This is a genomic window from Vibrio sp. 10N.247.311.51, from assembly GCF_041467855.1.
Lineage (GTDB): Bacteria > Pseudomonadota > Gammaproteobacteria > Enterobacterales > Vibrionaceae > Vibrio > Vibrio coralliirubri.
This window is the reverse complement of sequence record NZ_JBFSVK010000034.1, coordinates 22,068-48,987: the sequence shown is the minus strand read 5'-3', so window position 1 is coordinate 48,987 and position 26,920 is coordinate 22,068. Positions and strand designations below refer to the sequence as shown.

The window sequence follows — 26,920 nt, the reverse complement described above, 5'->3', positions numbered from 1 at the left end:
AGTAAACAGACATTATTATGCAAAGCCCATTCACTATTGATTAGTGAGTGGGCTTTTTACTTTCTATTTGCCTAATAAATCAGCTTCGGTTTTTCCTATCGGATGGCATATAATTCGCGCTCCACGCTAAAAATAATCAATGGATTGAACTGTTGGTGAATAAATATGTTAAAATAATGAATTAATACTTTATTTTCATTTTGAATTGCCGTAAGTTTAAACCATCAGAAAAATACTGAATCTTAATCAGAATTATCATTTGCAAAAACAGTGAGCACTGTGCAATTAGGAGATACACAATGGCATTATGGGGCGGTAGATTTACCCAAGCAGCAGACACCCGGTTCAAAGATTTTAACGATTCTCTTCGTTTTGATTACCGATTGGCTGAGCAAGACATTGTGGGCTCAATTGCCTGGTCTAAAGCTCTACTGTCGGTCAACGTATTAACAGAAGAAGAGCAACAGAAGCTTGAGTTAGCGCTGAATGAGCTAAAACTTGAGGTGATGGAAGATCCTGAACAGATTCTACGTTCTGATGCAGAAGATATTCACAGCTGGGTTGAGCAGCAACTTATCGGCAAAGTCGGTGACTTGGGCAAAAAACTTCACACTGGCCGTTCTCGTAACGACCAAGTGGCGACCGACCTGAAACTATGGTGTCGTCAGCAAGGTAACCAGCTGCTATTGGCACTGGATCGCCTACAAAGCCAAATGGTGAACGTTGCTTCTCAGCATCAAGAAACCGTGCTGCCTGGCTACACTCACTTACAACGTGCTCAGCCGGTAACTTTTGCTCACTGGTGCTTGGCTTACGTTGAAATGCTTGAGCGTGACTATTCACGTTTGAATGATGCGATTAAGCGTCTAGATACATGTCCGCTGGGTTCTGGTGCCCTTGCTGGAACGGCTTACCCGATGGACCGTGAAGAGTTAGCTCACAACTTAGGTTTCCGTCGTGCAACGCGCAACTCTCTAGATTCAGTTTCTGACCGTGACCATGTGATGGAGCTAATGTCGATTGCTTCTATCTCGATGCTTCACCTTTCGCGTCTTGCAGAAGATATGATTTTCTACAACTCAGGTGAATCAAACTTCATCGAGTTAGCGGATACCGTGACGTCAGGTTCATCTCTGATGCCACAAAAGAAAAACCCAGATGCGCTAGAGCTTATCCGTGGCAAAACTGGCCGTGTATACGGTTCATTAGCGGCAATGATGATGACAGTAAAAGCTCTGCCTTTGGCGTACAACAAAGACATGCAAGAAGATAAAGAAGGTCTATTCGACGCTTTAGATACTTGGAATGATTGTATGGAAATGGCAGCGCTCTGTTTTGACGGCATTAAAGTGAACGGCGAACGTACACTTGAAGCGGCGAAGCAAGGCTATGCAAACTCAACTGAACTGGCTGATTACCTAGTAGCGAAAGGCATTCCTTTCCGTGAAGCTCACCATATTGTTGGTGTAACAGTAGTGGCGGCGATTGCCAAAGGCTGCGCATTAGAAGAATTAACCATCGCGGAGATGAAAGAGTTCTCTGAGGTGATTGAAGAGGATGTGTATGACATCCTGACCATTGAATCGTGTCTTGAAAAACGTAGCGCGCTAGGCGGTGTATCTCCACAGCAAGTGGCTTACGCGGTTGACCAAGCTGAGAAACGTTTATCACAGCGTGACACTTCCATCGTCAAGGTTCGTCCTGCTCGTCTGACCGATATTGAAGCGTTAGAAGGTATGGTCGCTTACTGGGCGAACATGGGTGAAAACCTGCCTCGTTCTCGTAATGAACTGGTGCGTGATATTGGCTCGTTTGCGGTCGCAGAGCATCATGGTGAGGTGACAGGTTGTGCATCGCTTTATGTGTATGACTCTGGCTTAGCGGAGATTCGCTCGCTCGGTGTTGAGGCTGGCTGGCAAGGTCAAGGGCAGGGTACCGCGATTGTGCAGCACTTGGTTGAGAAAGCGCGACAAATGGCCATCAAGAAGGTGTTTGTGCTGACTCGTACACCTGAGTTCTTCATGAAGCATGATTTCTTACCGACATCGAAATCTCTACTGCCTGAGAAGGTTCTGAAAGATTGTGACCAGTGTCCTCGTCAACATGCATGTGATGAAGTGGCGTTGGAAGTGAACTTGGTAGAGCAGATTATTGCTAAGGTTAATGTTGCATAAGGCATTGATTTTATAGTTCCTAAAAAAAAGATCAAAAATATGATCTTTTTTGGGAACAAACTAAGAAAAGCCCGGTCTATTAAAGTACCACTGCTTTTTCTTAGAATTTTCTAAGAAAGCCCTAGAATCGATTGGTTCTGGGGCTTTTTTCTATCTGCTGTTTGGGAAGTGATGACGACTTGCTAAGGCGAGTTATTTAATTGGACATCTAGCCTTTATCGCTTATCTAGCAACGTCTCTCTGTTAACGCTTTTTGTTCCTTAAAGGCAGCACGACAAACTTCATTACCCAATGCAGCGACAGCGAGCCACTGAATGCGAAAGCGGCCATCATCAAAGCGATGGCATTGATGGTTTTTGGGTCTTCTCTGAAAAATAGCCACCATACTCCCCAACTCAAAATCGACAACACCATCAGCTGATTCATGCAACGCTGGCAACGACCGAGCTTGTTACGGATTTTTTCACTTTTATTGCAATGAATGCATGTCATCTTGGGTTTGATTCGCGTTATGCTTGTTGCCCTGATAATAACACGTCACAAGATATTGGATCACGGTGACACAGAGAGAGAAAGTCGATGATTGAGCGCCAAGAAACCAAACAACGCATGAGCCGTATTGTTAAACACAACGGCACTATCTACCTATGTGGCCAAGTGTGTGCTGATGCAACCAAAGACATCACTGAGCAAACACAAACGATGCTGGATAAAGTCGAAGCCCTACTTGAGCAAGCAGGCAGCGACAAAGAGCACATGCTGTCAGCAACGATTTACTTGAAAGACATGAAAGACTTCCAAGAAATGAACGCAGTTTGGGATGCATGGGTTCCAGAAGGTCACGCTCCAGCTCGCGCATGTGTGACTGGCGACATGGCTCGTGAAGCACTACTTGTTGAGATCTCTGTGATTGCTGCTGAGAAGTAATAGCTAAGTATTTAGCGACAGGCAATTGCTTCAAGAGATTCCAGATACCTCGTCCCTCGATTCTGGAATGACGAGTTAAAGCTTGGATTGGTTTATGCGTTGTTCTTATTGGGCTTCGGATTTGCTCAGTATTTAAAGCAGCGTCATTCCCGGTAGCGACGAAGGAGCGTGGTCGGGAATCAGTTATTTGCTCGTTGCCAAAAACAAAAAGGAAAGCCAATGGCTTTCCTTTTTAGTATCTAGCGTTTGTTAACTGACTAACGATAGTCTGAGATTAACAGCCCGGACCACAATCCAGACAGTGTTTCACCATCTCTGGACCTAGGTGCAGTTTCGCATTCAGGTCACGTAGCGCAGTTCGCACACCCTCTTCGGTTACTGGGTGGTAGAACGGCATGTCTAGCATTTCAGAAACCGTCATCTTGTTCTGGTGTGCCCAAGCTAATAGGTGAGCCAAGTGTTCTGCGTTTGGTCCCATCATTTCAGCACCTAGGAAGCGACCTGTACCTTGCTCACCGTAAACGTGCAGAATACCTTTGTTGCGTAGCATCACTCGTGAACGGCCTTGATTCTCGAAAGACACCTCACCCGTTGCGAAACAGCCACATGTGCCTAAGCGTGTGGTAATCTCTTTGTAAGTTTCACCAACCATTGCGATTTGCGGGTCAGAGAATACTGCCGAGATTTTAGAGCGGCGTAGGCCTGCTCGAATTTCTGGGAAGCGACCTGCGTTGTCACCCGCAATACGAGCTTGGTCTGCTGCTTCATGCAGTAGAGGCAGTTGGTTACTCGCATCACCAGCGATAAATACTGATGGTAGCGATGTTTGTAGCGTGTAGTGGTCTGCGATTGGCACACCACGTTCATCAAGTTCTAGAGAGGTATTCTCTAGGCCAAGCTTGTCAGTGTTAGGGCGACGACCTGTTGCTGCCAGTACGTATTCGACGACGTTAGTTTCTAGTTCACCTTGTTTATTGATGAACTGGATTTCGACGCGAGCCTCACCCGATTCAGTGGTAATACGCTTCATGCTTTCGATATTCACGTCGGCATCTAGATAGAACTCTTCATTGAAAGCTTTATCTGCGTAAGCCATGATCTCTGGGTCGGTAACTGGGCCAACTTGACCACCCAAACCGAACAGTTTGGTCTTCACACCTAAGCGGTGCAGTGACTGACCAAGCTCAAGACCAATAACACCAGGGCCAAATACCGCAACCGATTCTGGTAAATCATCCCAGCTGAACACGTCGTCGTTAATGATCAGACGATCACCAAGCTCATTCCAAACGGCAGGGTATGCAGGGCGAGAGCCAGTTGCGATAACAATACGTTTAGCGGTGACAACCGTGTGGTCATCAATTTGTAGTGTGTTGTCGTCTAAAAATTTTGCGTAGCCAGAGATCTTGTCTTGCTCTGGAATTTCATCAACACCTTCTAAAACAAAACCAACAAAACGGTCACGTTCAAACTTCACTCGGTCCATCACTTCACGGCCATTAATCTCGATATCACCTTGTGGGTGAACGCCAAAAGCCGGAGCTTTCTCGATTTGGTGTACGCTTTCCGCTGCTGCAATAAGCAGTTTAGATGGCATACAACCAACACGAGCACAGGTTGTACCGTAAGGGCCGCCTTCAATCATCACGACACTGTCAGTGTGTGCTTTTGCAGCGCGGTAAGAACCTAAACCTGCCGTACCGCCCCCGATAACTGCTACATCTACATTGACTTGTTTCATAATAATTTTCTCGCAATGGCTAAATTTGGTTTGAACAAACCCCTCCAACTCTGGTGGTTTCTTGAGAGTCAGGATAGTGGGTCAGTTTTGTGATTCTGTTTTATTAGGTTTAGCTTGTGACTCTGCTTTTATTGCTAACTATAGGTTAGTAAAAGACAGGCGAGTCGCCAGCTATATTCTTTTTCCAAAACTCAGATAAGAGCGTTTGGAATGGCTAACCCACAAGAGGGTGGGTTAGCGGATACTTCTAAGCCTATATCGGCGATGAAGCGATTAGCCTAGGAAAGTTTCTAGTTCTTCGCTACCACCGATGTGTTTGCCACCGATGAATACTTGAGGAACGGTAGTGCGACCAGAGATTGCACGTAGGCTTACTGTTGTTGCATCTTTACCTAGAACCACTTCTTCGTAGTTCAGACCTTTGTCGATTAGGTTCTGTTTTGCTTTCATACAGAAAGGACAGCCTGGCTTAGTGAATACTGTGATTGACTCTTGCTCTTTGTGCTCAGGAGCAAGGTAGTTAAGCATAGTATCAGCATCAGAAACCTTGAACGGGTCGCCTGGTACATCTTCTTCGATGAACATTTTTTCTACCACGCCGTTTTTAACCAGCATGCTGTAGCGCCATGAACGTTTGCCGAAGCCGATGTCGTTTTTCTCAACTAGCATACCCATGCCATCTGTGAAATCACCGTTACCATCTGGAATGAATGTGATGTTTTCCGCTTCTTGGTCAGCTTTCCAAGCGTTCATTACGAATGTGTCGTTTACTGAAACACACAGAATGTCATCAACACCGTTTTCTTTGAATACAGAGTGTAGCTCGTTGTAACGAGGAAGGTGGCTTGAAGAACATGTTGGTGTAAACGCACCTGGTAGGCTGAATACGATAACTGTCTTATCTTTGAATAGCTCTTCAGTCGTTACATTAACCCATGCATCACCTTGGCGAGTTGGGAATGTTACTTGAGGGATTGATTGACCTTCTTTAGATGCAAACATATTGATTTCCTTAAATAGTATTTTTAATTTTGTTCTATCAGAGCTTAACGTTTTTCTTCGCTCTGTTTCGTTTCGTTGAGCCCATTATTAGATAAATCCTTTGATAGCTCTAATCGTTTGATGTTATGGTTTTGATAGGTAAATTCTATCAAGAGCATTTTTTATTTTAAATGTTTCTATTAGAACCCTTGTTCTTATTAAAACCTGAGGTAAGAGACTGATCATGAACATTCGTGACTTTGAATACTTGGTGGCGCTCGCAGAGCATAAACACTTCCGAAAAGCGGCAGAAGCGTGCTTTGTCAGTCAGCCGACACTAAGCGGTCAAATACGCAAACTCGAAGATGAAATTGGACTTCAGTTAACCGAGCGTAGTCCAAGGAAGGTAATATTTACAGAATCAGGGTTACAACTTGTTGAACAAGCCAAGCGTATTCTCAATGAAGTGAAAACTTTTAAAGATATGGCGAGTGGACACGGTGAAGCGATGACGGGGCCAATGCACATTGGTTTTATTCCCACCGTGGGTCCTTACATCTTGCCTAAGATTGTTCCTCATCTTAAAGAGAGCTTCCCAGATCTTGAGCTTTACCTACATGAAGCTCAGACCCATCAGTTAGTGAGCCAACTTGAAGATGGCAAGCTTGATTGCTTGGTACTGGCTGCGGTTGATGAAACGGCGGTGTTTAAAGAGATTGATGTGTATGACGAGCCGTTAAGTGTTGCTGTCCCATGTGATCACGAGTGGGCTCAGCAAGACACGGTCGATATGCTGCAGCTAAATGGACAAACCGTACTGGCGCTAGGTGACGGTCACTGTTTAAGAGACCAAGCCTTGGGCTTCTGTTTTGCTGCGGGCGCAAAAGACGATGAACGTTTTAAGGCAACCAGCTTAGAAACGCTGCGTAACATGGTCGCGGCGGGGGCGGGTATTACCTTGCTACCTCAGTTATCGGTGCCAAAGGAAAAGCAGAAAGATGGTGTGTGTTACGTGCCAGCGGTGAATCCAACACCTTCACGTCGAATTGTCGTGGCTTACCGTCCGGGTTCTCCATTGAAGGGACGTTTCGAGCAATTGGCTGAGACTATCCGAACTCAACTGGAGAAAACAGCTTAACACTCGATCTCAGAGCTCAAGCTGGTCAGATATAGATATAAAAAAAGGGTTGATATGAATGCATATCAACCCTTTTTGTTGGTTCATCTTACTAGATTCTACAAACCTTAGTTAGAACAGTTCTTCTACTGCTTCACCTGATGAGGTTGAGTAGATGTCATCATTGAAGCGTTCAGTGATGTACTCGGTTGGCTCTGTGCCTTTCTCGAAGTACTCGAACATTGATGAGCTATCGAACTTATTGGTCAGTAAGCCAGTTTCACGGTCGATACGAACACGGACGATGTTCTCTGGAATCTCTTTACGCTCAGCAGGAACACCCGCTAACGCCGTACCCATGAAATCAACCCATGCAGGTTCTGCTGTTTTCGCGCCAGCTTCTGCACCCGTAATTTGGTTCTTACCAAGATTTGAGTTCGCTTTGGTTCTGCCTAGGTTGCGGTTGTGGTTATCAAAACCAACCCATACCGTTGCAACCATGCCAGGTCCGTAACCGCTGTACCAAGTATCTTTCGAATCGTTGGTGGTACCCGTTTTGCCGCCTATGTCACGACGCTTCAACGGCTGTGCACGCCAACCTGTACCGTTCCAACCAGTACCTGCGCTCCAATCACCGCCACCCCAGATGTTGCTGTACATCATTTCACGAACAAGGAATGCGTTCTGTTCAGAGATAACTTGAGGTGCGTATTGTACTTTGGCATCCACATCTTGCTCTGCAAACTCATCAGCCATTGGGTCTGAGGTCATTTGCTGTTGGCAATCGTCTTTACAAACCACTTTTGGTGTCGCTTCAAATTCAGTCTCACCAAATGGTGTCTCAATGCGGCTGATGTAGAAAGGTTCAACGTAGTAGCCGCCATTAGCGAATACTGAGTAACCTTGAGCTACCTTCATTGGCGTTAAGCTACCAGCGCCCAGAGCAATGGTTTCAGAGCGCGGTACTTCGTCAATATCAAAACCAAATCGAGTTAGGTAGTTACGAGTATCATCTAGGCCTACTTCACGCAGTACACGTACCGCCATTACGTTTTTAGACTGAGCTAAGCCAATACGTAGACGAGTTGGACCCACGTAAGTCGGTGGCGAGTTCTTTGGTCGCCATGCTGTACCTTGGCTCTTATCCCATTGGTTAATCGGTGCATCGTTGATCAGTGAGGCTAGTGTTAAGCCTTTCTCAATCGCCGCTGAGTAGATAAAGGGTTTGATACCAGAACCCACTTGACGAATAGATTGCGTTGCACGGTTGAACTTGTTGTGAACAAAGTTAAAGCCACCCACCATCGACAATACCGCGCCGTTGTTCGGGTTCATTGCAACAAATGCGGTGTTCGCATTCGGTACTTGGCTTAGTCGCCATACAATCGGTGTTTCTGATTCTGCAGTCACTGACTCTTCTGTCGGCTCTTCAGAGACTTCATCACCGGTAACGGCTTCATGGCGAACCCAGATTTGCTCACCAACCGCCAGAATCTCTTTCGCTTGAGAAGGCGCTGGTCCTTGGCGGTTATCTGTTAGGAATTTACGCGCCCAGTTCATGCCTTGCCATTCGATAGTGCCTTCACCTTGGTTCTTAACCCAAATTTGAGCACTTTTCGAATCAACCGCGGTAACAACAGCAGGGACTAAGTCACCATAGGTTGGTTGAGACTTAAGGTGTTTAACGATTTGTTCTTGATCCCACGCTGATTGCGCAGTCTGCCACAATACTTTTTCAGCACCACGGTAGCCGTGACGCTCATCGTAGCCAAGTAGGTTCTTAATCGCGGCTTGGTTCGCTGCTTTTTGCAGTTTCGAATCCACGGTCGTGTAGACCTTCATGCCTGATGTATAAGCTTCTTCACCGTAGCGTTCCACCATCCAAGCACGTGCAACTTCAGCAACATAGGGCGCGCTTAGTTCGATCTCTGCACCGTGGTATTTCGAGATAATTTCTTCGCTACGAGCGTCATCGAACTCTGCTTGAGTGATGTATTTCTCGTCTAACATACGACGCAATACAACGTTACGACGGTTAGTCGCGCGCTCAACAGAGTAAATAGGGTTCATTGTCGAAGGTGCTTTTGGCATACCCGCAAGCGTCGCAATTTCACTTAGCGTTAGATCAGGAAGATCCTTCCCGAAGTAAACACGTGCTGCCGCGCCAAAACCATACGAACGGTGACCAAGGAAGATCTTGTTGACGTAAAGCTCCATGATCTCTTCTTTACTCAAAAGCTGCTCAATGTGGATCGCAATGAAGATCTCTTTGATCTTACGCATGATCTTTTTCTCATTAGATAAGAAGAAGTTACGCGCAAGCTGCTGAGTAATAGTACTCGCACCTTGTTTTGCTGAACCCGACATGGCAACCACGAGTGCGGCACGTGTGATACCGATTGGGTCAATACCTGGGTGTTCATAGAAACGGCTATCTTCGGTGGCAATCAGAGCCTCAACTAAGTGGCGAGGAATCTCGTCATAAGTCACTGGATTACGACGCTTTTCACCAAATTGAGAGATCAGCTTACCGTCTTGACTGAAGACTTGCATCGGCGTTTGGAGTTCTACGTCACGCAAAGTGGCAACATCAGGCAACTCTGGTTTTACGTAATAATAAAACCCGAAAATTGTACTGACTCCAAGAATCATGCAAATCAATGTAAATATGAATAATCGCTTTATGAACTTCACCGGATAATCCCTGATTAGTTAAGGCTGATAAGCAGCAAACCCTTGTACTCTAGGCTAAAAACTTAGCTTTCGTTTATTAACGCTTATTTAACTAATAATCACAACCCCTAGATAATCAACGAAATGCTTGGCACTTCAGGAGCTAGGTCACATGGGTTCATCATTAATTACAGGTATAGATATAAATCATCACAGCATCAAAGCCGTGGTACTAAAACCCGTGGGGGAGTTGTATGCCCTAGTGGGATACAAAGAGCTGCCGATTTCGGACGACATTTTTACAGCTAACCATACTTTGGAGTATCAGAAAACTGTTAAGAAACTTAAAGAACTTAGGAAAGGACTGCCTTTTGGCTGTCGCAACGTCGCCATTTCGGTACCTGATAACACAGTGATCAGCAAAGTACTGCAAATAGAGAGTGAGTTAGAAGACCGAGAAAAAGAGTTTTCTATCTATCAAACCTTCGCCCATCAATCTCCCTTTCCTATCGAGGAGCTGAGTTTAGATTTTGTAAAGCTGGAAGACAAACGATTTGGTAAAGGTTCGACAAGCAGTTATCAGGTATACGCTACTCGTAAGGAAGTGGTGGATAGCCGATCGGATGCATTAACTAAGGCTGGTTTTAAACCTGTGGTGGTGGATACACAGGCGCATGGGCTACTCAATATCTGGCAATTGGCCTCGCGTCTGTATCCCGATAAGAAAAACTGGCTGCTGGTGGATGTTGGAATCGACCAAACCTCGCTAGGGGTTATCCCGCAGAATTCGGCGCCTTTCTATAAAGACATCGCCTTTGGCACTCAAGATCTTCGCAGCTCAGATGACCCGAATGATATCGAGAGCGTGTTCGGTACTATGGAAGAGACACATCAATTCATTGTTAACCTGATTGAGAAGCTCAAGCGTCAATTGCAGCTTTATTCATCGGGAAATGCGCAGCAACCTATCTCTGGGATCTGGCTGATGGGCGAGGGCGCCAGCATTCCTATGGTAACCGAAGAGCTAGAACGTCATTTTCAGCTGAGCTGTGAGTCATTGAATCCTTTGTCTCTGTTTGATAATAAGGTCGCCAAGAGACGCCGACTGCCGATGGACTGGCAACACTTTGGTATCGCGGCGGGTATGGCGATGAGTGGAGTCAAGTGGCAGGGAGAGAAGCATGTTGCATCAAATTAACCTGCTGCCGTGGCGTGATGAGATTCGTGCTCAGCACAAGAAGCGTTTTATCCATCTGGTCATTCTTGGCGTCATCATTGCGCTTATAGGGCAATGGGCGGTTGGTCACTATTTTCACGACCAACAAGCCAAGCAGCAAGCTCGCCTCAATTACCTCAATCAGTACATTGCTGAGCTCGACCGACAAATTCAGTCGTTAAAAGTCGCAGAGCAAGAACACAAAGCCATTCTGACTCGTCTTGATGTAGTGGAGTCGCTGCAGCTTGGCCGCAATAAGACCACCGACTTTATGAACCTGATGCCGGAACTGATTCCTGAGGGCGTATATGTCGACAAGATAAAGATGAATGGTCAGGAGATTGAAATGTCGGGCATCAGCGACAGTACTGCTCGTCTCGCCACCATGTTGGATAACCTCGAGCGTTCAGATTCCCTGAAAGGGGTCGAGATGCACTCTATCGTTCATAACCGCAAGCGCTTTAATAAAGAGTTCCAGACCTTCAAGGTCTCTTTTGTGTTTAGCCCTGTGTCTTTAGACAACACAACCGCGAGCAGAAAAGATAAGGGGGCGCATCATGGCTAACCTTCAAAATAGGATGAGCTTGCAAGATCTCGATGTTGATGAGATCACCGAATGGCCATTATTGCCTCAGCTTCTCGTGATTCTGGTGTTGATAGTGTTAATCCAAAGTGTTGGCACTTGGCTTTATGTGCTGCCGCTCGATGAGGAGCTGAAACAGATGAAGCAACAGGAGCAGACCTTAAAAACGACCTTGAGAATAAAGGCTAATAAGGTTGCAGCCTTGCCTAAACTTCAGAACCAATTAGATGAGTTAACCAGCCGTTACGATTACTTGTTAGAGCAGCTACCTGTTCAAAAGGAGTTGGCGAGTATGTTGGCCTCAGTGAATGAGCTCGGCTTGGATAACGCGCTGACGTTTACGCGAATTGATTGGGGGCAAAAGCAGAACAAGGAGTTCCTTTATCGATTACCTCTCAATATTGAGCTGACAGGTGACTATCACGAGATTGGGGACTTCTCTGCTGCCATCGCCAAGCTGCCGCGCATTATCAGCTTTGATGATGTGAATTGGCAGCGAGTCAGCCAAGAAAGTAGCACGCTGCACTTTAGGGTTCGAGCTTATACCTACCAGTTTAAATCGGAGGTCAATGATGAAACCCAATAGCGCGTTTTACTCAATCGTATTGATGCTTGCGTTGTCAGGCTGCAAGGCTAATCAAGACTCACTGCAAGACTTTGTCGCGCAGGTTGAAGCCAAGGCGAGAAAAGACGTCGAGCAACTTGTCCCAGCAACTGAATTCACGGCGGCGACTTATCAGCGCCGATCTTTGCGTCCTCCCTTTGAACTGCCTAAAGAAGCCATTGTGCAAAACCAACCCTTGGTTAAGAAAGACTGTTGGCAACCCAGCGCCCGTTCTCGTAATGGCAAGTTAGAGAAGTACCCGCTGAGTAAGCTTCGTTTGAGAGGCGTGATGGGCAGTGGCTCAAGCGTGTTTGGCTTAGTGCAAACACCGAAAGGCAACGTGGTAAACGTTAAGAAAGGCCAGTTTATCGGCTTAAACAATGGCCGAGTTACTAAGGTGACGAGCCAATACGTTCAGATTAATGAAACTCTTCCAGATGGCTTAGGTTGTTGGCATAAGCGCAACGTTAGGCTAGCTCTGAAGTAAACCAATGTCACATGATGTGGATATGAGATGTAAATATGATTAAAGGAATAAGTGGATTAGTGAGCAAGGCTCTACAAGGTTTTGCTGTGTCTGTGATGTTGGTTGTTAGCGTGCTCAGCCATGCCGAGAGCTTACCGAACAAATTGGAGAATATTGATTTTAGGGTCAATAAGGATAAAGACGCCGTCATCATTATTGAGCTGGCGACCAGCACAGCAGTGGTGGATGTTCAACGAGCTCAGGAAGGGTTAAGTATCGAGCTAATCAATACTCAGGTTGATGATGACAAGCTCTACCTGCTGGATGTGAAGGATTTCGCTACCTTGGTTGAAGGTATTGAAGTCTATAAAGAGACACCAAGCACTCGGCTTCTAGCGACGATTAGCAATGACTATCAGTATGAATACAATCTAAAGGGACGCTTTATTGAGGTGGTGATCAGCAAACCGGTGATCGATGAAGCGACCAAAGAAAAAAGCATTCTAGAGAAAGAGGGTAAGCTGATATCGATTAACTTCCAGGATATCCCAGTACGAAATGTCCTGCAGCTGATTGCCGACTACAACGACTTCAATCTCGTGGTGTCTGATTCGGTAGCCGGAAACCTGACGTTACGCTTAGATGGCGTACCTTGGCAGCAAGTTCTCGACATTATCTTGCAAGTTAAAGGCTTGGATAAGCGTGTTGATGGCAATGTTATCTTGGTCGCGCCGAAAGCGGAGCTCGACCTTCGAGAGCAACAAGCGTTAGAAAAATCTCGCTTAGAAGAGGAGTTAGGGGAGCTTAAATCGGAAATCATCAAGATTAATTTTGCAAAAGCCACCGACATTGCTGACATGATTGGTGGTGAAGGTGCGGTGAGCATGTTGTCCGATCGTGGTTCAATTACCATTGATGAGCGCACCAACTCACTGCTCATTCGTGAATTGGAAGAAAACATTGCCGTGATCCGAGGCATCATTGAATCGCTAGACATTCCCGTGAAGCAAGTGCAGATAGAGGCACGTATTGTCACGGTTACCGAGGGTAACCTAGATGAGCTTGGCGTGCGCTGGGGCGTTTCTTCAACCAACGGTAGCTTCACCGTTGGCGGTTCAATCGAAGGTAACCACCCATCAACGATTACGCCGTATGACGACGATAGCGGCAGCAGCGTGATTGATGACTATCTCAACGTCAATTTAGGAGCAACATCGCCGAACGCCTCGAGTATTGCATTTCAGGTGGCCAAGCTGGGCTCAGATACCTTGCTTGATCTTGAACTGTCGGCACTGCAACAAGAGTCGAAAGCTGAAATCATTTCTAGCCCACGCTTAATCACCACCAATAAAAAGCCGGCTTATATTGAGCAAGGTACTGAAATTCCTTACTTAGAGTCCTCTTCAAGTGGCGCTACATCGGTTGCGTTTAAGAAAGCTGTATTGAGTCTTAAGGTGACACCGCAGATCACGCCCGACAATCGTTTGGTATTGGATTTGAGCGTGACTCAAGATAGACCAGGGCAAGTGGTAAAAACCGGAACCGGTGAAGCAGTCGCAATTGACACGCAAAGAATAGGTACGCAAGTGCTTGTTAATAATGGTGAAACTGTCGTGCTTGGCGGGATATTTCAGCACAGCGTGAGTAGTACGGTGGATAAAGTTCCTCTGTTGGGAGACCTGCCAGTTTTGGGTGCATTGTTCCGTCGCAGCTATGAAAATGTGGGTAAAAGTGAACTACTTATTTTTGTCACACCCAAAGTTGTGATTCAGTAATGAACAATTAGATTAAAAATAAAGTTGCATTAGTGGCACCTAACCTTGATAATTTCGGGTCTTATCACGAATTATCTGTGAGGAATCGGTGCCACGGGCCTTTTAATTTCAGTACTTGTACTGACCTACCTTGTGGCGATGTCATTGAATTAACGTTGTAAATTACTGCTAAAAACATGGCTGAGAAACGCAATATTTTTCTTGTTGGCCCAATGGGCGCCGGCAAAAGTACAATTGGTAGACACCTAGCTTCCCAACTTCATATGGAGTTTCTAGACTCTGACACTGTGATCGAAGAGCGCACTGGCGCAGACATCGCATGGGTTTTTGATGTTGAGGGCGAAGAAGGTTTCCGTAAGCGCGAAGAATCTGTAATCAATGATCTGACAGAAGAACAAGGTATTGTTCTTGCGACAGGTGGTGGTTCAGTGTTGAGCAAAGAAAACCGTAACCGTCTATCTGCACGAGGCATTGTTGTATACCTAGAGACAACAATTGAAAAGCAACTTGCTCGCACTAACCGCGACAAGAAACGCCCTCTACTTCAAACAGACAACCCGCGTGATGTGCTAGAAGATCTAGCTGTATCTCGCAACGCACTATACGAAGAAGTGGCGGACTACACAGTTCGTACTGACGACCAAAGTGCAAAAGTGGTAGCCAACCAGATCGTAAAAATGCTAGAAGAACGTTAAGTTCATTTTTTCGGAGAGCAAACCCATGGAACGGATTACGGTCAATCTAGCTGAGCGTAGCTACCCTATCTCTATTGGCGCCGGGTTATTTGAAGACCCGGCGTACCTTTCTTTTTTATCAGGTAAGCAGAAAGTTGTTGTTATCAGTAATGTGACAGTAGCGCCTCTTTATGCTGATAAAATTTTATCGCTATTGGATCAAGTCGGCTGTCAGACATCTCTTCTCGAGCTGCCAGACGGTGAACAGTACAAAACCCTTGAAACGTTCAATTCAGTGATGAGCTACATGCTTGAAGGAAATTACAGCCGCGATGTGGTGGTGATTGCTTTAGGTGGTGGTGTTATCGGTGACTTGGTCGGTTTTGCTGCCTCTTGTTACCAGCGCGGTATTGATTTCATTCAAATCCCGACGACCCTTCTTTCTCAAGTGGACTCTTCTGTTGGTGGTAAAACCGCAGTAAACCATCCTCTTGGCAAGAATATGATCGGCGCTTTTTACCAACCGAAATCTGTGATCATCGATACTAACTGCTTATCAACGCTTCCAGAGCGTGAGTTTGCAGCTGGCATTGCTGAGGTGATCAAATACGGCATCATTTACGATGAAGCCTTCTTTGATTGGTTGGAGCAGAATCTAGAGAAACTTTATCAACTTGATGAAGAGGCACTGATCACCGCGATTGCTCGTTGTTGTGCAATTAAGGCTGAAGTGGTGGCTTTAGATGAAAAAGAGTTAGGAATCAGAGCGTTATTGAACCTAGGTCATACATTTGGTCATGCGATTGAAGCAGAACTAGGCTATGGTAATTGGCTACATGGTGAAGCTGTGTCGTCAGGCACTGTAATGGCAGCGAAAACTGCTCAATTGCAGGGGCTGATCTCTCAGCAGCAACTTGAGCGAATTATTTCTATACTCAAGAATGCGAAACTACCAATCCATACGCCAGAAAGCATGTCTTTTGAAGACTTTATGAAGCACATGATGCGCGATAAAAAAGTGCTGTCTGGTCAGTTGCGTTTGGTATTACCAACAAGTATTGGTACTGCTGAAGTGGTTGCTGATGTGCCTCAAGACATCATTAAACAAGCGATCGATTTCTGCCGTACTCTTTAAATTTGGTTGTGAGGTTGCCTAGCTAAACTCTAGGCAACTGAAGCGTTTTACTGATCGATCTTATCAGTAGGGATCCCCAATGAGTTTGGCTCATGAATTAAGAGTATTAGAGTTAGAGTCTCAAGTTGAGCTGCTAGAGCGCTTACAGCTTTTGACTAACTTTGGTTCCAACCTTGTGACGGTGGCTGGCAAAGCTGGCTCGGGCCGTTCTTGGTTAGCTCAGCGTTATCTGGAAGCGTGGTCGACTGAAAAAAATCAGTGTTTACTGCTTTGTCATCCAAGCCAAGACGATCAACAACGCCGCGCGCTTATTCTTAGCCAAATTGTTTCTGATCCCCTGTTTAATCAACATGATTCTTTATCAGATAGCCTGACTAGGTTACTGGATGGAGAGCCGTGTAATGTGGTTATCGTCGTTGATGATGCCCAACGACTTTCTGAGCTATTGGTATCCGAATTATGGATGTTGGTACTAGAAGCTCAATCAAACCCTCAATGGACGATCAATATCGTTCTCTTCTCGGAACCTGGCCACTTAGATACGTTATTAACGCGTTTGAGTTACGGTCAACAACACAAGCCTATCGATCTCGAGATCGATGACCTTTCGCAACCAGAAGCTGAACATTTCTTTGAATCACTGGTGATTCGATATATTGATGATGAGTCTGAAACTCGCGTGCGACGTGCGTTTAGTAAAGCGCAACCTCTGCCCGGTGAGTTAATGGCTTTAGGAGAATTGAAAGTGGAAAAAAGGATTATTATTCGCTCAATTATTGGCTCACCGATCAATATCGCGATTGTGGTGGCCTTGTTGTTGGTTTTAATTGGTGGCGGCTATTGGTGGATGTTCAGTCAGCCAACACCAGACGATAAAGCGCAGTCGCTTATCGCACCGATTGAACAGACAGCTATCCCAACTTTTGAAGTGGAAAGTGGTACCGAGCAAGCTGGTATCGACGGAATGGTAGATTCTGAAACCGAAGCTGACATGAGTTACCAAGGCGCTGACGACGATAGCTCATCTTTGCCGCCAACTGTCGTTGAAGATACCGCGAGTGTTGGGGAAGTCGAACAAGATCAGCAACGCGTTGTGATCACTTCTGACGTGGTTGATGCTCTGCTTGATGATAAGCCTGAGAGTGCCGATACCAGCGCGATTGATGCGGCTGTTGAGGAAAATACAGAGGCAGCGGCTAGCGCGCAACCTGATGCAGCACAAGCCGAACCACAACCAACAGTTGATGAAGAATCAGATCTAACTGATTCAACACCGCCGACTAAAAAGATTACCTTCTCATTTGCTCGTGAAGAGTTACAAGCGATCTCGCCGCGAGCTTATACCTTGCAGTTGAGTGCGATGACCTCATTGGAAGACGTCCAATCTTTCATTGAAGAGTATGACCTTGAGAACAAGGTTCGTATTTACCCAACACTTCGCAACGACACCAAGTGGTTTATTATCACTTATCAAGATTACCCAACGATTCAAGTGGCGAGAGACGCGGTAAGTGCGTTATCAAAACCCCTTCAACAGTTGGAACCTTGGGCAAAATCGATGAATCAAGTACATCGAGAGATAGAACGTGCGAAATAACCCTGAGCTTAGCCTCAAAATATGTTACATTCCGCAGCCTTATTTTTGAGTTGATAGATAGAGCAGTAAATGAAAAAGCAGCGTGCCTTTCTAAAATGGGCTGGTGGTAAATATGGCCTAGTTGAAGACATCCAACGTCACCTGCCACCTGCTCGTAAATTGGTAGAACCGTTTGTCGGTGCCGGCTCAGTATTTCTGAATACTGACTTTGAACAGTACCTGCTTGCAGACATCAATCCCGATCTTATCAACCTGTACAACCTACTTAAAACCGATCCTGAAACTTATATCACGGAAGCGAAGCGCTGGTTCTGTCCTGAGAACAACCGCAAAGAAGCCTTCTTAGATATTCGTGCTGAGTTCAATGGTACAGATAACGTCATGTATCGTTCGTTGGCTTTCTTATATATGAACCGTTTTGGCTTCAATGGCCTGTGTCGATACAACAAGAAGGGCGGTTTTAACGTTCCGTTTGGTTCTTACAAAAAACCTTACTTCCCAGAAGCCGAGCTGGAATTTTTTGCCGAGAAAGCGAAAAAGGCCACCTTCGTCTGTGAGGGATACCATGAAACCTTTAGCCGTGCGCGCAAAGGCTGTGTGGTTTACTGCGATCCTCCATACGCACCACTGTCGAACACGGCTAACTTTACCTCTTACGCAGGTAATGGCTTTAGCTTAGATGACCAAGCTGCACTGGCGGATGTTGCTGAAAAAGCAGCGATGGAACGCGGTATTCCTGTTTTGATTTCAAACCACGATACGACGTTAACTCGTCGCTTATATCATGGTGCGGAGTTGAACGTGGTTAAGGTGAAACGCACCATCAGCCGCAATGGCGCTGGCCGTAATAAAGTTGATGAGCTATTGGCGCTTTTCCATAAAGAGAAAAACCAGCAGCACGCATCAGCGGAACAGTAATGGTCAGAATATCCGCCAAACTCATTAAATTGAGTGACCAACGGATACTTTCTTAAACTAATCTTTCGAACTGCTAGGATCTGCTTAGGTGCTTAGGTAGAATTGCACACCAAATAGTCTTGGGCTTGAGTCTTGTATTTGTGTATGAGATATCACTAAGACGGTGACATTCGCAATTTACTCACTCTTAAGAGGTTTGGTATGAAAGATTTTCTAATTGCTCCATCGATTTTGTCTGCAGATTTTGCTCGTCTTGGTGAAGACGTAGAGAAAGTACTCGCAGCCGGTGCTGATGTTGTGCACTTCGATGTGATGGACAACCACTACGTACCGAACCTGACTTTTGGCGCACCTATCTGTAAAGCGCTGCGTGACTACGGTATTACAGCGCCTATCGATGTTCACCTAATGGTTAAGCCTGTGGATAGCATCGTACCTGAGTTCGCTAAAGCCGGCGCATCAATGATTACCTTCCACGTTGAAGCGTCTGAGCACGTTGATCGTACTCTACAGCTAATCAAAGAACACGGCTGTAAAGCGGGCGTAGTATTGAACCCAGCAACGCCACTTTCTTGCCTTGATTACATCCTAGACAAAGTCGACATGATTCTACTGATGTCAGTGAACCCTGGTTTTGGCGGTCAATCTTTCATTCCTCATACTCTTGATAAGCTGCGCGCTGTTCGTAAACTTATTGACGAATCTGGTCGTGATATCCGCCTTGAGATTGATGGCGGCGTGAAGGTTGATAACATCCGTGAAATTGCAGAAGCGGGCGCAGATATGTTCGTTGCGGGTTCCGCTATCTTCAATCAACCAGATTACAAAGAAGTGATTGATGAGATGCGTGCAGAGCTTGCAAAAGTAAACGCATAATCGTAAAACTACAGATAGATTGAATATTAAGGGGCTAATTTGCCCCTTTTTTACGTCTTATAGCTCAACTCATAAGACGAACATAATAAATAGGAAAGTAAGATGTCATTAAGCTCAATAAAACTGATCGCCTTTGATTTGGATGGAACCTTGTTAGACAGCGTGCCTGATTTGGCCGTTGCTGCTGACCAAGCTTGTCAGGAGTTGTGCTTCCCTTCAGTGAGCGAAGAACAAGTTCGCGACTACGTAGGTAATGGTGCTGATGTTCTTATCGGACGTTCACTCAGCCGTAACCTGACGGTTGACCCAAGCCTCGAACCTGAACTACTAAAAAAAGCGCGCATCTTGTTTGATGATTTCTACGAACAGGGCGGTCACAAGCTGAGTCACCTTTACCCATCGGTTAAAGAGACGCTGGCTGAGCTGGATAAAGCTGGCTTCACTATGGCGCTGGTCACCAACAAGCCATCAAAGTTTGTACCAGACGTTCTGGCGCAACACGGTATCGATAAGTACTTTGTTGATGTGTTGGGTGGCGATTCTTTCCCAGAGAAAAAACCGAACCCAGTTGCGTTGAACTGGTTGCTAGAAAAGCACAATGTTAAAGCGGAAGAGATGCTGATGGTTGGCGATTCAAGCAACGACATTAAAGCGGCTAAGAATGCAGGCTGTCACTCGTTTGGTCTGACTTACGGTTATAACCATGGCGAGCCGATTTCAGCATCAAACCCTGACTATGTCGCGGATAACGTCGCGCAATTACTAGATGTCGTTCTAGTTTCAGCATAAAGCGGACAAAAGTTAGCTAACCTACTAGCAAAATACTTATCAATGAGTACACTGGATGAGCCGTACAGAAGAGCTGTGCGGCTTTTCTATATTTAAGTTAAGAAGCTAAGCGTTCAATAAACTTAGCGAATAAGCAAAGGAATTAAAACCATGAGCAAGCCCATCGTATTGAGTGGTGTTCAACCATCTGGTGAACTAAGTATCGGTAACTACTTGGGTGCTCTACGTCAATGGCAACAGATGCAAGATGATTACGATTGCCAATACTGTGTTGTAGACCTTCACGCAATTACGGTTCGCCAAGATCCGAAAGCACTGCATGAAGCGACTCTAGACGCACTAGCAATCTGTCTTGCTGTCGGTGTTGATCCAAAGAAGAGCACGCTATTTGTTCAGTCTCACGTACCAGAGCATGCTCAACTTGGTTGGCTTCTTAACTGTTACACGCAAATGGGTGAACTGAGCCGTATGACTCAGTTTAAAGATAAGTCTGCACGTCACTCAAACGACGTAAACGTAGGCCTATACGACTACCCAGTGTTGATGGCTGCAGACATCCTGCTTTACGGTGCTCACCAAGTGCCTGTAGGTAGCGACCAGAAACAACACCTAGAGCTAGCGCGTGATATCGCAACTCGCTTCAACAACATCTACGGTCCTGAAACGCCAATCTTCCAAGTACCAGAACCTTACATCCCAACAGTGAATGCACGTGTAATGAGCCTGCAAGATGCGACTAAGAAGATGTCTAAGTCGGATGATAACCGTAAGAACGTGATTACTCTGCTAGAAGAGCCTAAGTCGATCATCAAGAAGATCAACAAAGCGCAAACCGATGCAGAAACACCGCCACGCATTGCTCACGACTGGGAAAACAAAGCGGGTATCTCGAACCTAATGGGTCTTTACTCAGCAGCGACGGGTAAAACGTTTGAAGAGATCGAAGCGCAGTACCAAGGCGTTGAGATGTACGGTCCATTCAAGAAAGATGTAGGCGCAGCATTGGTTGAAATGCTTGAGCCGATTCAAGCTGAATACCACCGTATCCGTGCTGACCGTGCTTACATGGATGCAGTAATGAAAGCAGGTGCTGAAAAAGCGTCTGAGCGTGCTGCAGTAACACTGAAAAAAGCATACGAAGCAGTAGGTTTTGTTACTCGCCCATAGGGTGAACTAACACAACTCACTTGAGAATTTGAGCCCAAAGTAGCTTCTGTTTACTTTGGGCTTTTTAATGCCCATTCCATTTACCTTCCTCGAAAACCCCTTGTTTGAATTGATAATTTACGCAGTATCTGACTGGCATATCCATCATGTTAATGCTGTGAAGGTGATCTTATTCAGCACTTCTGGGCTTTATAAATTTATACTCATTTCTATATATGTTGGAAATATATAACGTGCCAAATAATTGATGATTCCAAAGTGATAAGTTCCTCATTTTCTTGCCAACTGACTTATTCCTTTCATAAATAAACCTGATAGTTACCACAAAATACATGACTGCCCATAGATGGCAGTGACTATAACTCGATGAACTCAGGTGAAACGGATGGCTCTTTTACACAAACCTTCATTGCTAGCAGTGGCAATTGGTAGCTTGTTAACTACAAGCGCACACGCTGATTTGTTTATTTCACAATATGTGGAAGGCGGCAGCTATAACAAAGCGGTTGAGATTGCCAATAGTGGCGATAGCAGCATTAGTTTAGATGGTTACTCATTGGCGAAATCTGCCAATGGCAACGGATCATGGGGTGCCACTTTACCTTTAGATGGCCACGTTTTAGCACCCGGTGAAGTACTCGTGGTCGCACATTCTAGTGCGAGTGATGAGATTAAAGCTCAAGCTGACATCATTAATGCCTCTATCGCCAATCATAACGGTGACGACCCGCTGGCTATCTTGAATTCAGACGGCTCGGTACATGATGTTGTTGGTTTGATGGGCGATGTGGACTGGGGCAAAGATGTTACTTTGGTTCGTGCGACACAAACACCTTCTGCGACGTTTGATGCTTCACAATGGGTATCGCTACCCAAAGACAGCATTGAAGGCCTAGGTTCACTAGACAGTGTTGAACTGCCAGAAGCGTTCACTTGTACACAAGATGGCTCTGACCCAGTATTCACCACCATTCAAGAAATCCAAGGTGAAGGCGCAACATCGCCATTCATCGATGGCTACCCGTACATCACCGACGATGAGTACTTCGTCAAAGGTGTGGTAAGTGCGGTAACAACAGGCCTAACCAAAGGCTTCTACTTGCAAGCACTTGAGGATGATTTCAACTCAAGCACTTCTGAAGGCCTATTTATTCATACCAACCAGTCGAGCTCAGAACTGGCTGCGGGCGACGTTGTGTGTGTGAAAGGCAAGGTTCAAGAATACTACAGCCACACTCAGCTAAAAGTTGAAAACAACCAATGGCTAAAACAGGGCGAGCAGCAGGCACCTGAAGCAACGGCGATAGAAGCGCTAGACAGTGATGAGAACTTCGCTGCAACGCTAGAACGTTACGAAGGCATGTTGGTGAAAACAACCGAAGCACTAGACATGCGTGTGACACGTACCTTTGGTTATGACTACGCCGGTCGTCGTAACAACATGGTACTGGCGCATGAGCGTATTAACATGCAGCCAAACCAGCTTTTCGCCGCGGGATCTGACGAAGCGAAGCAGCAAACTGAAGACAACGCTGATCGTCGTCTTTTCGTTGAAACCGATCAAAAAGCGGGTGACGGACAAGTTCCTTTCTATCCAGACTTTGGCCGCACCGATATCGACCAAGATGGCTCAACAGAAGACTACATTCGTATTGATGACACCATTGTTGGTCTAGAAGGCGTACTTACCTACAGCTACGGTGAGTTCCGTTTAATTGCGACCAACCAGATCTCGGCTGAAAACTTCGTTCGTAACGATCCGCGTACCGACAAGCCAGACATGGATGAAGGTGACCTGCGTATCGCGACCTTCAATGTATTGAACTACTTCAACTCTCCATTTGGCGGTGATGCGAACCAGCACGGCAACAACCGTGGCGCGAACACCATCACTGAATTTGAAATGCAGCAAGAGAAGATTGTGAACGCGATTCTTCGTCTAGACGCTGACATCATCGGTTTGATGGAGATTGAGAACAACGGTTTTGGTGAAGGTTCAGCGATTCAACAGCTTGTTAACCAGCTGAATGATCGTATTGAGCGTAAGAAAGACCGTTATACGTTTGTCGCTGTTGATTCAAATGAAGATGGCGTAACCGACGAGATGGACTCGATTGGTACTGACGTAATCACAACCGGTGTTATTTACCGTAAGAAGGTAGTTAAGCTAAAAGACAGCCGCGTTATCGCGATGCCAAGCCAACAAGCACCAGAGGTGTTAGACGATTCAGGTAAGGTGATTGAGGACGGTAAGAACTACCAGCGTGACTCATTAGCGCCAACCTTCAAGGTCAAAGGTACCAAAGAGAAACTGACCGTAGCGATTAACCACTTTAAATCTAAAGGCTCTAAGTGTTGGGAAGATGCAGCACCGGTTGAACAGGGTGGTCAAGGTGGTGTTGATGCCGACAAGCAAGGCTCATGTGAGAACTTCCGCGTAGCTGCGGCGGTGGCACTGGGTGAAGCGCTCGATGGTATCAAAGGTCACAAAGTGATCCTGGGTGATATGAACTCGTACGGCATGGAAGATCCAATGCTGGTGCTAACGGATTACTCTGAAGAGAAATACGGTAAGCAAATCAAAGCGGCTCGTAACACTTACATTGATGGTGTTGAACAGTTTGGTGATAACGGCGCGGTGATTACTAAGAACTACGGTTACATTAATGCTGTGGCTCAAAAGCACCCAGACAGCTGGAGCTACTCATACAATGACGAAGTGGGCGCACTGGATCACCTGTTGATCAGCGACAGCCTGAAAGACATGGTTGTGGATGCAACGGACTGGCACATTAACGGTGGAGAATCGACGTTGTTTGACTACAACGAAGAGTACAAAGGCGATCTGCCTAAGTACCAAGATCACTTCCGTTCATCGGATCATGATCCTGCGGTTCTTGAGCTAAGAGTCGGCGGTTCATTCGGCTTGGGTGCATTGATGTCATTGTTTGGTCTAGCAATGTGGCGTCGTCGCAAATAGCTAAATCGTAAGTAGATTAGCAAGCGATACAAGTAAGCCAATTCAGATAACTGAAGGCTATCTGTAAACAATTAAGGTCAACTTAGGTTGGCCTTAATTGTTAGCTAAATGCAGTTTCCACTTGCCTTTCGCTATGGGTATTGCACAATACCGCCCCTATATCCCCCAATCCTTTAGTATTTAGCAAACGATTTCGACCCATGTTACTTATCATCGATAACTACGACTCCTTTACCTATAACTTGTATCAGTATTTCTGTGAGTTAGGGGTAACTGTAAAAGTTGTTCGCAACGATGAGATTGATATTGCGGGCATCGAAGCGCTAAATCCTAGTCACCTTGTTATCTCGCCGGGTCCTTGTACACCGGATGATGCGGGCATTTCTCTACAAGTCATCGAACACTTCGTTGGTAAACTACCTATCTTAGGTGTGTGTCTTGGCCATCAAGCCATTGCCCAAGTGTTTGGTGGTGAAGTGGTGAGAGCCAGACAAGTGATGCACGGTAAAACCTCTCCGATACGCCACAATGGCAAGAGTGTTTTTCAGGGATTGAACAACCCATTGACCGTGACACGTTACCACTCACTCGTGGTGAAAAATGGCACGCTACCAGATTGCTTTGAACTGACCTCTTGGACGGAATTTGAAGATGGCAGCATGGATGAGATCATGGGTTATCAACATAAAACCTTGCCAATTGATGCCGTCCAATTTCACCCTGAATCGATTAAAACAGAGCAAGGACACCAGCTTCTCGCTAACTTCCTAGCACGCTGAGTGTTTAAATTTGACCCTTTCTCCGTCTAAATAAGCCAGTTAAACGTATTCCATTACCCGTTAAGCGTTTAAATTCGGGCGTTACGCGTCTTCATCCCTCTGACGCCGATCACTTTTTATAACATTTCTCCCTCTTCAGGCTAAGTTTTTAGCCTATGCAAAATTATTCGCGTTATTTCGTCTCGAACCCAATATACCGCAATGCCAGTAAGGCTTTGCTGTTGCTGGTTATACGTTTAGGTAAAAAAAGCTTCATAAAACAGATTAATTGATGCATAAATAGTCATAGGTAGTGACGTTTAGCTGGTTGTAAGGGATGGCTAAAGAATAATCTACTATTGAAAAGGTTAATTAAATGTAAATATAATGCTGCAGCGGGATTATGGCGAGACAAAATATCTTTGTCTCACTTATGAACCATTACGCTTATTTGCGAAGCTTGCGGTATCGAGAAGGAATGTACGATGACAGTGGAAAATAAAGTAGAACGTAGTCTGTTTAATGAGGTGATGGTGCCTTGTTATAACCCAATGGAAATGATCCCAGTAAAAGGGGAAGGCGCACGCGTTTGGGACCAACAAGGCCGAGAGTATATCGACTTTGCTGGTGGTATCGCTGTGAGCTGTTTGGGTCACTGTCACCCAGCAATGGTTAATGCTGTTACCGAGCAAGCAAACAAGATTTGGCATCTAAGTAACGTGATGACCAACGAACCTGCACTGCGTCTAGCGAAGAAGCTAACCGACGTATGTTTTGCAGAAAAAGTATTCTTTGCCAACTCTGGCGCAGAAGCGAATGAAGCAGCATTGAAGCTAGCTCGTCGTTGGGCGGCGGATGTTCACGGTCCTGAGAAATCTGAAATCATTGCATTCAAACAAGGTTTCCACGGTCGTACTTTCTTTACCGTAACTGTAGGTGGTCAAGAAGCTTACTCTGATGGTTTCGGTCCTAAACCGGGCGACGTTACTCACCTGCCTTACAACGATATTGCAGCACTAGAAGCGCACATCTCTGATCGTACTTGTGCAATCATGATGGAACCTCTGCAAGGCGAGGGCGGTATCATCTCGCCAACCTCTGAGTTTGTGAACACAGTTCGTGAGCTGTGTGATAAGCACAATGCACTGCTTATCTTTGATGAAGTGCAAACAGGTAACGGCCGTACTGGTAACTTTTACGCCTACCAAGGTCTAGGTGTAACACCAGATATTCTAAGCACGGCGAAATCACTGGGTGGTGGTTTCCCTATCGGCGCAATGCTAACGACCACTGAATTAGCGACACATCTAAAAGTTGGTACTCACGGCTCTACTTACGGTGGTAATCCACTGGCGTGTGCTGTTGCAGAAGCGGTTGTTGATGTGGTTAGCCAACCTGAAACATTAGCTGGCGTGAAAGAGCGTGAAGCATTGTTCCGTGATGGTCTTACTAAGATTAACGACAAGTACCAAATCTTCAGTGAAGTTCGTGGTAAAGGCCTACTACTAGGTGCTGCGCTTAACGAAGAGTGGCAAGGCCGTGCACGTGACGTATTAGTAGCAGCAGGCGAACAAGGCTTAATGGTACTGGTTGCGGGTGCAAACGTGGTTCGTTTCACGCCATCACTGGTTATTACTACACAAGAAATTGAAGAAGGCTTATCGAAACTAGACAAAGCAATCGCTACGCTAGTTTAGCCTGAGCGGCGTCATAGGAATGATCGCCAATAGAGCGATCCCATGACGTTCTGCTAAAGGCCCAAGCTTCTG

The 26,920-nt window shown here is 45.8% G+C and carries 22 protein-coding genes and 1 pseudogene; 18 read left to right on the top strand and 5 right to left on the bottom strand.

Features of this window, described 5'->3' with window-relative positions; all coding sequences use genetic code 11:
* Window positions 1-299 precede the first annotated feature (299 nt).
* Window positions 300-2,174, top strand: a complete 1,875-nt coding sequence (gene argH / locus AB6E85_RS22790) for an argininosuccinate lyase (RefSeq protein WP_017061136.1) — start codon at window positions 300-302, stop codon at window positions 2,172-2,174.
* A 243-nt stretch (window positions 2,175-2,417) separates the two neighbouring features.
* Here the strand turns inward: argH and AB6E85_RS22785 are convergent, their stop codons facing one another.
* Window positions 2,418-2,666, bottom strand: coding sequence for a DUF3624 domain-containing protein (locus tag AB6E85_RS22785; protein WP_372144346.1), 249 nt, complete (start codon window positions 2,664-2,666; stop codon window positions 2,418-2,420).
* Window positions 2,667-2,753: 87 nt separating this feature from the next.
* Between AB6E85_RS22785 and AB6E85_RS22780 the strand changes: the two genes are divergently transcribed.
* A complete protein-coding gene (locus AB6E85_RS22780) occupies window positions 2,754-3,101 on the top strand; it encodes a RidA family protein (RefSeq protein ID WP_004729674.1) in 348 nt (115 codons plus the stop codon).
* Between the two features lie 274 nt (window positions 3,102-3,375).
* Here the strand turns inward: AB6E85_RS22780 and AB6E85_RS22775 are convergent, their stop codons facing one another.
* From AB6E85_RS22775 to AB6E85_RS22765, 3 genes and pseudogenes are all read right to left on the bottom strand, one after another.
* Complete coding sequence (locus AB6E85_RS22775; protein ID WP_372144345.1) at window positions 3,376-4,842, bottom strand: dihydrolipoyl dehydrogenase; 1,467 nt, start codon at window positions 4,840-4,842, stop codon at window positions 3,376-3,378.
* A gap of 273 nt (window positions 4,843-5,115) precedes the next feature.
* Complete coding sequence (locus tag AB6E85_RS22770; RefSeq protein WP_017061133.1) at window positions 5,116-5,844, bottom strand: glutathione peroxidase; 729 nt, start codon at window positions 5,842-5,844, stop codon at window positions 5,116-5,118.
* A gap of 44 nt (window positions 5,845-5,888) precedes the next feature.
* Window positions 5,889-6,069: pseudogene (locus tag AB6E85_RS22765) on the bottom strand (hypothetical protein).
* Here AB6E85_RS22765 and oxyR point away from each other — a divergent pair.
* Window positions 6,068-6,961, top strand: coding sequence for a DNA-binding transcriptional regulator OxyR (oxyR, locus tag AB6E85_RS22760; RefSeq protein WP_017061132.1), 894 nt, complete (start codon window positions 6,068-6,070; stop codon window positions 6,959-6,961). The pseudogene AB6E85_RS22765 and the gene oxyR sit on opposite strands and share 2 nt — an antisense overlap.
* 111 nt (window positions 6,962-7,072) lie before the next feature.
* Here the strand turns inward: oxyR and AB6E85_RS22755 are convergent, their stop codons facing one another.
* Window positions 7,073-9,634 (bottom strand): penicillin-binding protein 1A, encoded by a 2,562-nt coding sequence (locus AB6E85_RS22755; protein WP_202910129.1) that lies wholly within the window; start codon window positions 9,632-9,634, stop codon window positions 7,073-7,075.
* Between the two features lie 151 nt (window positions 9,635-9,785).
* Between AB6E85_RS22755 and pilM the strand changes: the two genes are divergently transcribed.
* From pilM to AB6E85_RS22680, 15 genes are all read left to right on the top strand, one after another.
* The gene (pilM, locus tag AB6E85_RS22750; RefSeq protein WP_372144344.1) at window positions 9,786-10,811 is read left to right on the top strand and encodes a type IV pilus assembly protein PilM; all 1,026 of its coding nucleotides are present in this window, start codon (window positions 9,786-9,788) and stop codon (window positions 10,809-10,811) included.
* Entirely contained in the window at window positions 10,795-11,394 is a 600-nt protein-coding gene (locus tag AB6E85_RS22745) for a PilN domain-containing protein (RefSeq protein ID WP_086774525.1), read from the top strand. The genes pilM and AB6E85_RS22745 overlap by 17 nt, the downstream gene beginning before the upstream one ends.
* Window positions 11,387-11,998, top strand: a complete 612-nt coding sequence (locus tag AB6E85_RS22740; RefSeq protein ID WP_372144343.1) for a type 4a pilus biogenesis protein PilO — start codon at window positions 11,387-11,389, stop codon at window positions 11,996-11,998. The genes AB6E85_RS22745 and AB6E85_RS22740 overlap by 8 nt, the downstream gene beginning before the upstream one ends.
* Window positions 11,985-12,503 carry a pilus assembly protein PilP gene (locus AB6E85_RS22735; protein ID WP_017063694.1) on the top strand — a complete coding sequence of 173 codons (519 nt, stop codon included), beginning with the start codon at window positions 11,985-11,987 and terminating at the stop codon, window positions 12,501-12,503. The genes AB6E85_RS22740 and AB6E85_RS22735 overlap by 14 nt, the downstream gene beginning before the upstream one ends.
* Window positions 12,504-12,538: 35 nt before the next feature.
* The gene (locus tag AB6E85_RS22730) at window positions 12,539-14,257 is read left to right on the top strand and encodes a type IV pilus secretin PilQ (RefSeq protein WP_372144342.1); all 1,719 of its coding nucleotides are present in this window, start codon (window positions 12,539-12,541) and stop codon (window positions 14,255-14,257) included.
* A 176-nt stretch (window positions 14,258-14,433) separates the two neighbouring features.
* Window positions 14,434-14,952 (top strand): shikimate kinase AroK, encoded by a 519-nt coding sequence (gene aroK / locus AB6E85_RS22725; RefSeq protein ID WP_017061125.1) that lies wholly within the window; start codon window positions 14,434-14,436, stop codon window positions 14,950-14,952.
* A gap of 25 nt (window positions 14,953-14,977) precedes the next feature.
* Window positions 14,978-16,066 carry a 3-dehydroquinate synthase gene (aroB, locus tag AB6E85_RS22720; RefSeq protein WP_372144341.1) on the top strand — a complete coding sequence of 363 codons (1,089 nt, stop codon included), beginning with the start codon at window positions 14,978-14,980 and terminating at the stop codon, window positions 16,064-16,066.
* A 79-nt stretch (window positions 16,067-16,145) separates the two neighbouring features.
* Window positions 16,146-17,663 (top strand): SPOR domain-containing protein, encoded by a 1,518-nt coding sequence (locus AB6E85_RS22715; protein WP_372144340.1) that lies wholly within the window; start codon window positions 16,146-16,148, stop codon window positions 17,661-17,663.
* Window positions 17,664-17,732: 69 nt separating this feature from the next.
* Window positions 17,733-18,581, top strand: coding sequence for a Dam family site-specific DNA-(adenine-N6)-methyltransferase (locus tag AB6E85_RS22710; protein WP_048605377.1), 849 nt, complete (start codon window positions 17,733-17,735; stop codon window positions 18,579-18,581).
* A gap of 201 nt (window positions 18,582-18,782) precedes the next feature.
* The gene (gene rpe / locus AB6E85_RS22705) at window positions 18,783-19,457 is read left to right on the top strand and encodes a ribulose-phosphate 3-epimerase (RefSeq protein WP_029222055.1); all 675 of its coding nucleotides are present in this window, start codon (window positions 18,783-18,785) and stop codon (window positions 19,455-19,457) included.
* A 102-nt stretch (window positions 19,458-19,559) separates the two neighbouring features.
* Window positions 19,560-20,246 (top strand): phosphoglycolate phosphatase, encoded by a 687-nt coding sequence (locus tag AB6E85_RS22700; RefSeq protein WP_372144339.1) that lies wholly within the window; start codon window positions 19,560-19,562, stop codon window positions 20,244-20,246.
* Window positions 20,247-20,396: 150 nt separating this feature from the next.
* On the top strand, window positions 20,397-21,413 hold the full coding sequence (gene trpS, locus AB6E85_RS22695) for a tryptophan--tRNA ligase (RefSeq protein WP_016796005.1): 1,017 nt from the start codon (window positions 20,397-20,399) through the stop codon (window positions 21,411-21,413).
* 385 nt (window positions 21,414-21,798) lie between these two features.
* Window positions 21,799-24,393, top strand: coding sequence for an ExeM/NucH family extracellular endonuclease (locus AB6E85_RS22690; RefSeq protein WP_372144338.1), 2,595 nt, complete (start codon window positions 21,799-21,801; stop codon window positions 24,391-24,393).
* 200 nt (window positions 24,394-24,593) lie between these two features.
* Window positions 24,594-25,172: an aminodeoxychorismate/anthranilate synthase component II gene (locus tag AB6E85_RS22685; RefSeq protein WP_009848915.1), complete on the top strand. Its 579-nt coding sequence runs from the start codon at window positions 24,594-24,596 to the stop codon at window positions 25,170-25,172.
* Window positions 25,173-25,636: 464 nt separating this feature from the next.
* Window positions 25,637-26,848 carry an aspartate aminotransferase family protein gene (locus AB6E85_RS22680; RefSeq protein WP_248638951.1) on the top strand — a complete coding sequence of 404 codons (1,212 nt, stop codon included), beginning with the start codon at window positions 25,637-25,639 and terminating at the stop codon, window positions 26,846-26,848.
* Window positions 26,849-26,920 lie beyond the last annotated feature (72 nt).

Excerpts from the sequence above, each read along its gene's own strand:
- argH (WP_017061136.1), top strand. The coding sequence starts at position 300 with ATGGCATTATGGGGCGGTAGATTTACCCAAGCAGCAGACACCCGGTTC.
- AB6E85_RS22785 (WP_372144346.1), bottom strand. The coding sequence starts at position 2,666 with ATGACATGCATTCATTGCAATAAAAGTGAAAAAATCCGTAACAAGCTC.
- AB6E85_RS22780 (WP_004729674.1), top strand. The coding sequence starts at position 2,754 with ATGATTGAGCGCCAAGAAACCAAACAACGCATGAGCCGTATTGTTAAA.
- AB6E85_RS22775 (WP_372144345.1), bottom strand. The coding sequence starts at position 4,842 with ATGAAACAAGTCAATGTAGATGTAGCAGTTATCGGGGGCGGTACGGCA.
- AB6E85_RS22770 (WP_017061133.1), bottom strand. The coding sequence starts at position 5,844 with ATGTTTGCATCTAAAGAAGGTCAATCAATCCCTCAAGTAACATTCCCA.
- oxyR (WP_017061132.1), top strand. The coding sequence starts at position 6,068 with ATGAACATTCGTGACTTTGAATACTTGGTGGCGCTCGCAGAGCATAAA.
- pilM (WP_372144344.1), top strand. The coding sequence starts at position 9,786 with ATGGGTTCATCATTAATTACAGGTATAGATATAAATCATCACAGCATC.
- AB6E85_RS22745 (WP_086774525.1), top strand. The coding sequence starts at position 10,795 with ATGTTGCATCAAATTAACCTGCTGCCGTGGCGTGATGAGATTCGTGCT.
- AB6E85_RS22740 (WP_372144343.1), top strand. The coding sequence starts at position 11,387 with ATGGCTAACCTTCAAAATAGGATGAGCTTGCAAGATCTCGATGTTGAT.
- AB6E85_RS22735 (WP_017063694.1), top strand. The coding sequence starts at position 11,985 with ATGAAACCCAATAGCGCGTTTTACTCAATCGTATTGATGCTTGCGTTG.
- AB6E85_RS22730 (WP_372144342.1), top strand. The coding sequence starts at position 12,539 with ATGATTAAAGGAATAAGTGGATTAGTGAGCAAGGCTCTACAAGGTTTT.
- aroK (WP_017061125.1), top strand. The coding sequence starts at position 14,434 with ATGGCTGAGAAACGCAATATTTTTCTTGTTGGCCCAATGGGCGCCGGC.
- aroB (WP_372144341.1), top strand. The coding sequence starts at position 14,978 with ATGGAACGGATTACGGTCAATCTAGCTGAGCGTAGCTACCCTATCTCT.
- AB6E85_RS22715 (WP_372144340.1), top strand. The coding sequence starts at position 16,146 with ATGAGTTTGGCTCATGAATTAAGAGTATTAGAGTTAGAGTCTCAAGTT.
- AB6E85_RS22710 (WP_048605377.1), top strand. The coding sequence starts at position 17,733 with ATGAAAAAGCAGCGTGCCTTTCTAAAATGGGCTGGTGGTAAATATGGC.
- rpe (WP_029222055.1), top strand. The coding sequence starts at position 18,783 with ATGAAAGATTTTCTAATTGCTCCATCGATTTTGTCTGCAGATTTTGCT.
- AB6E85_RS22700 (WP_372144339.1), top strand. The coding sequence starts at position 19,560 with ATGTCATTAAGCTCAATAAAACTGATCGCCTTTGATTTGGATGGAACC.
- trpS (WP_016796005.1), top strand. The coding sequence starts at position 20,397 with ATGAGCAAGCCCATCGTATTGAGTGGTGTTCAACCATCTGGTGAACTA.
- AB6E85_RS22690 (WP_372144338.1), top strand. The coding sequence starts at position 21,799 with ATGGCTCTTTTACACAAACCTTCATTGCTAGCAGTGGCAATTGGTAGC.
- AB6E85_RS22685 (WP_009848915.1), top strand. The coding sequence starts at position 24,594 with ATGTTACTTATCATCGATAACTACGACTCCTTTACCTATAACTTGTAT.
- AB6E85_RS22680 (WP_248638951.1), top strand. The coding sequence starts at position 25,637 with ATGACAGTGGAAAATAAAGTAGAACGTAGTCTGTTTAATGAGGTGATG.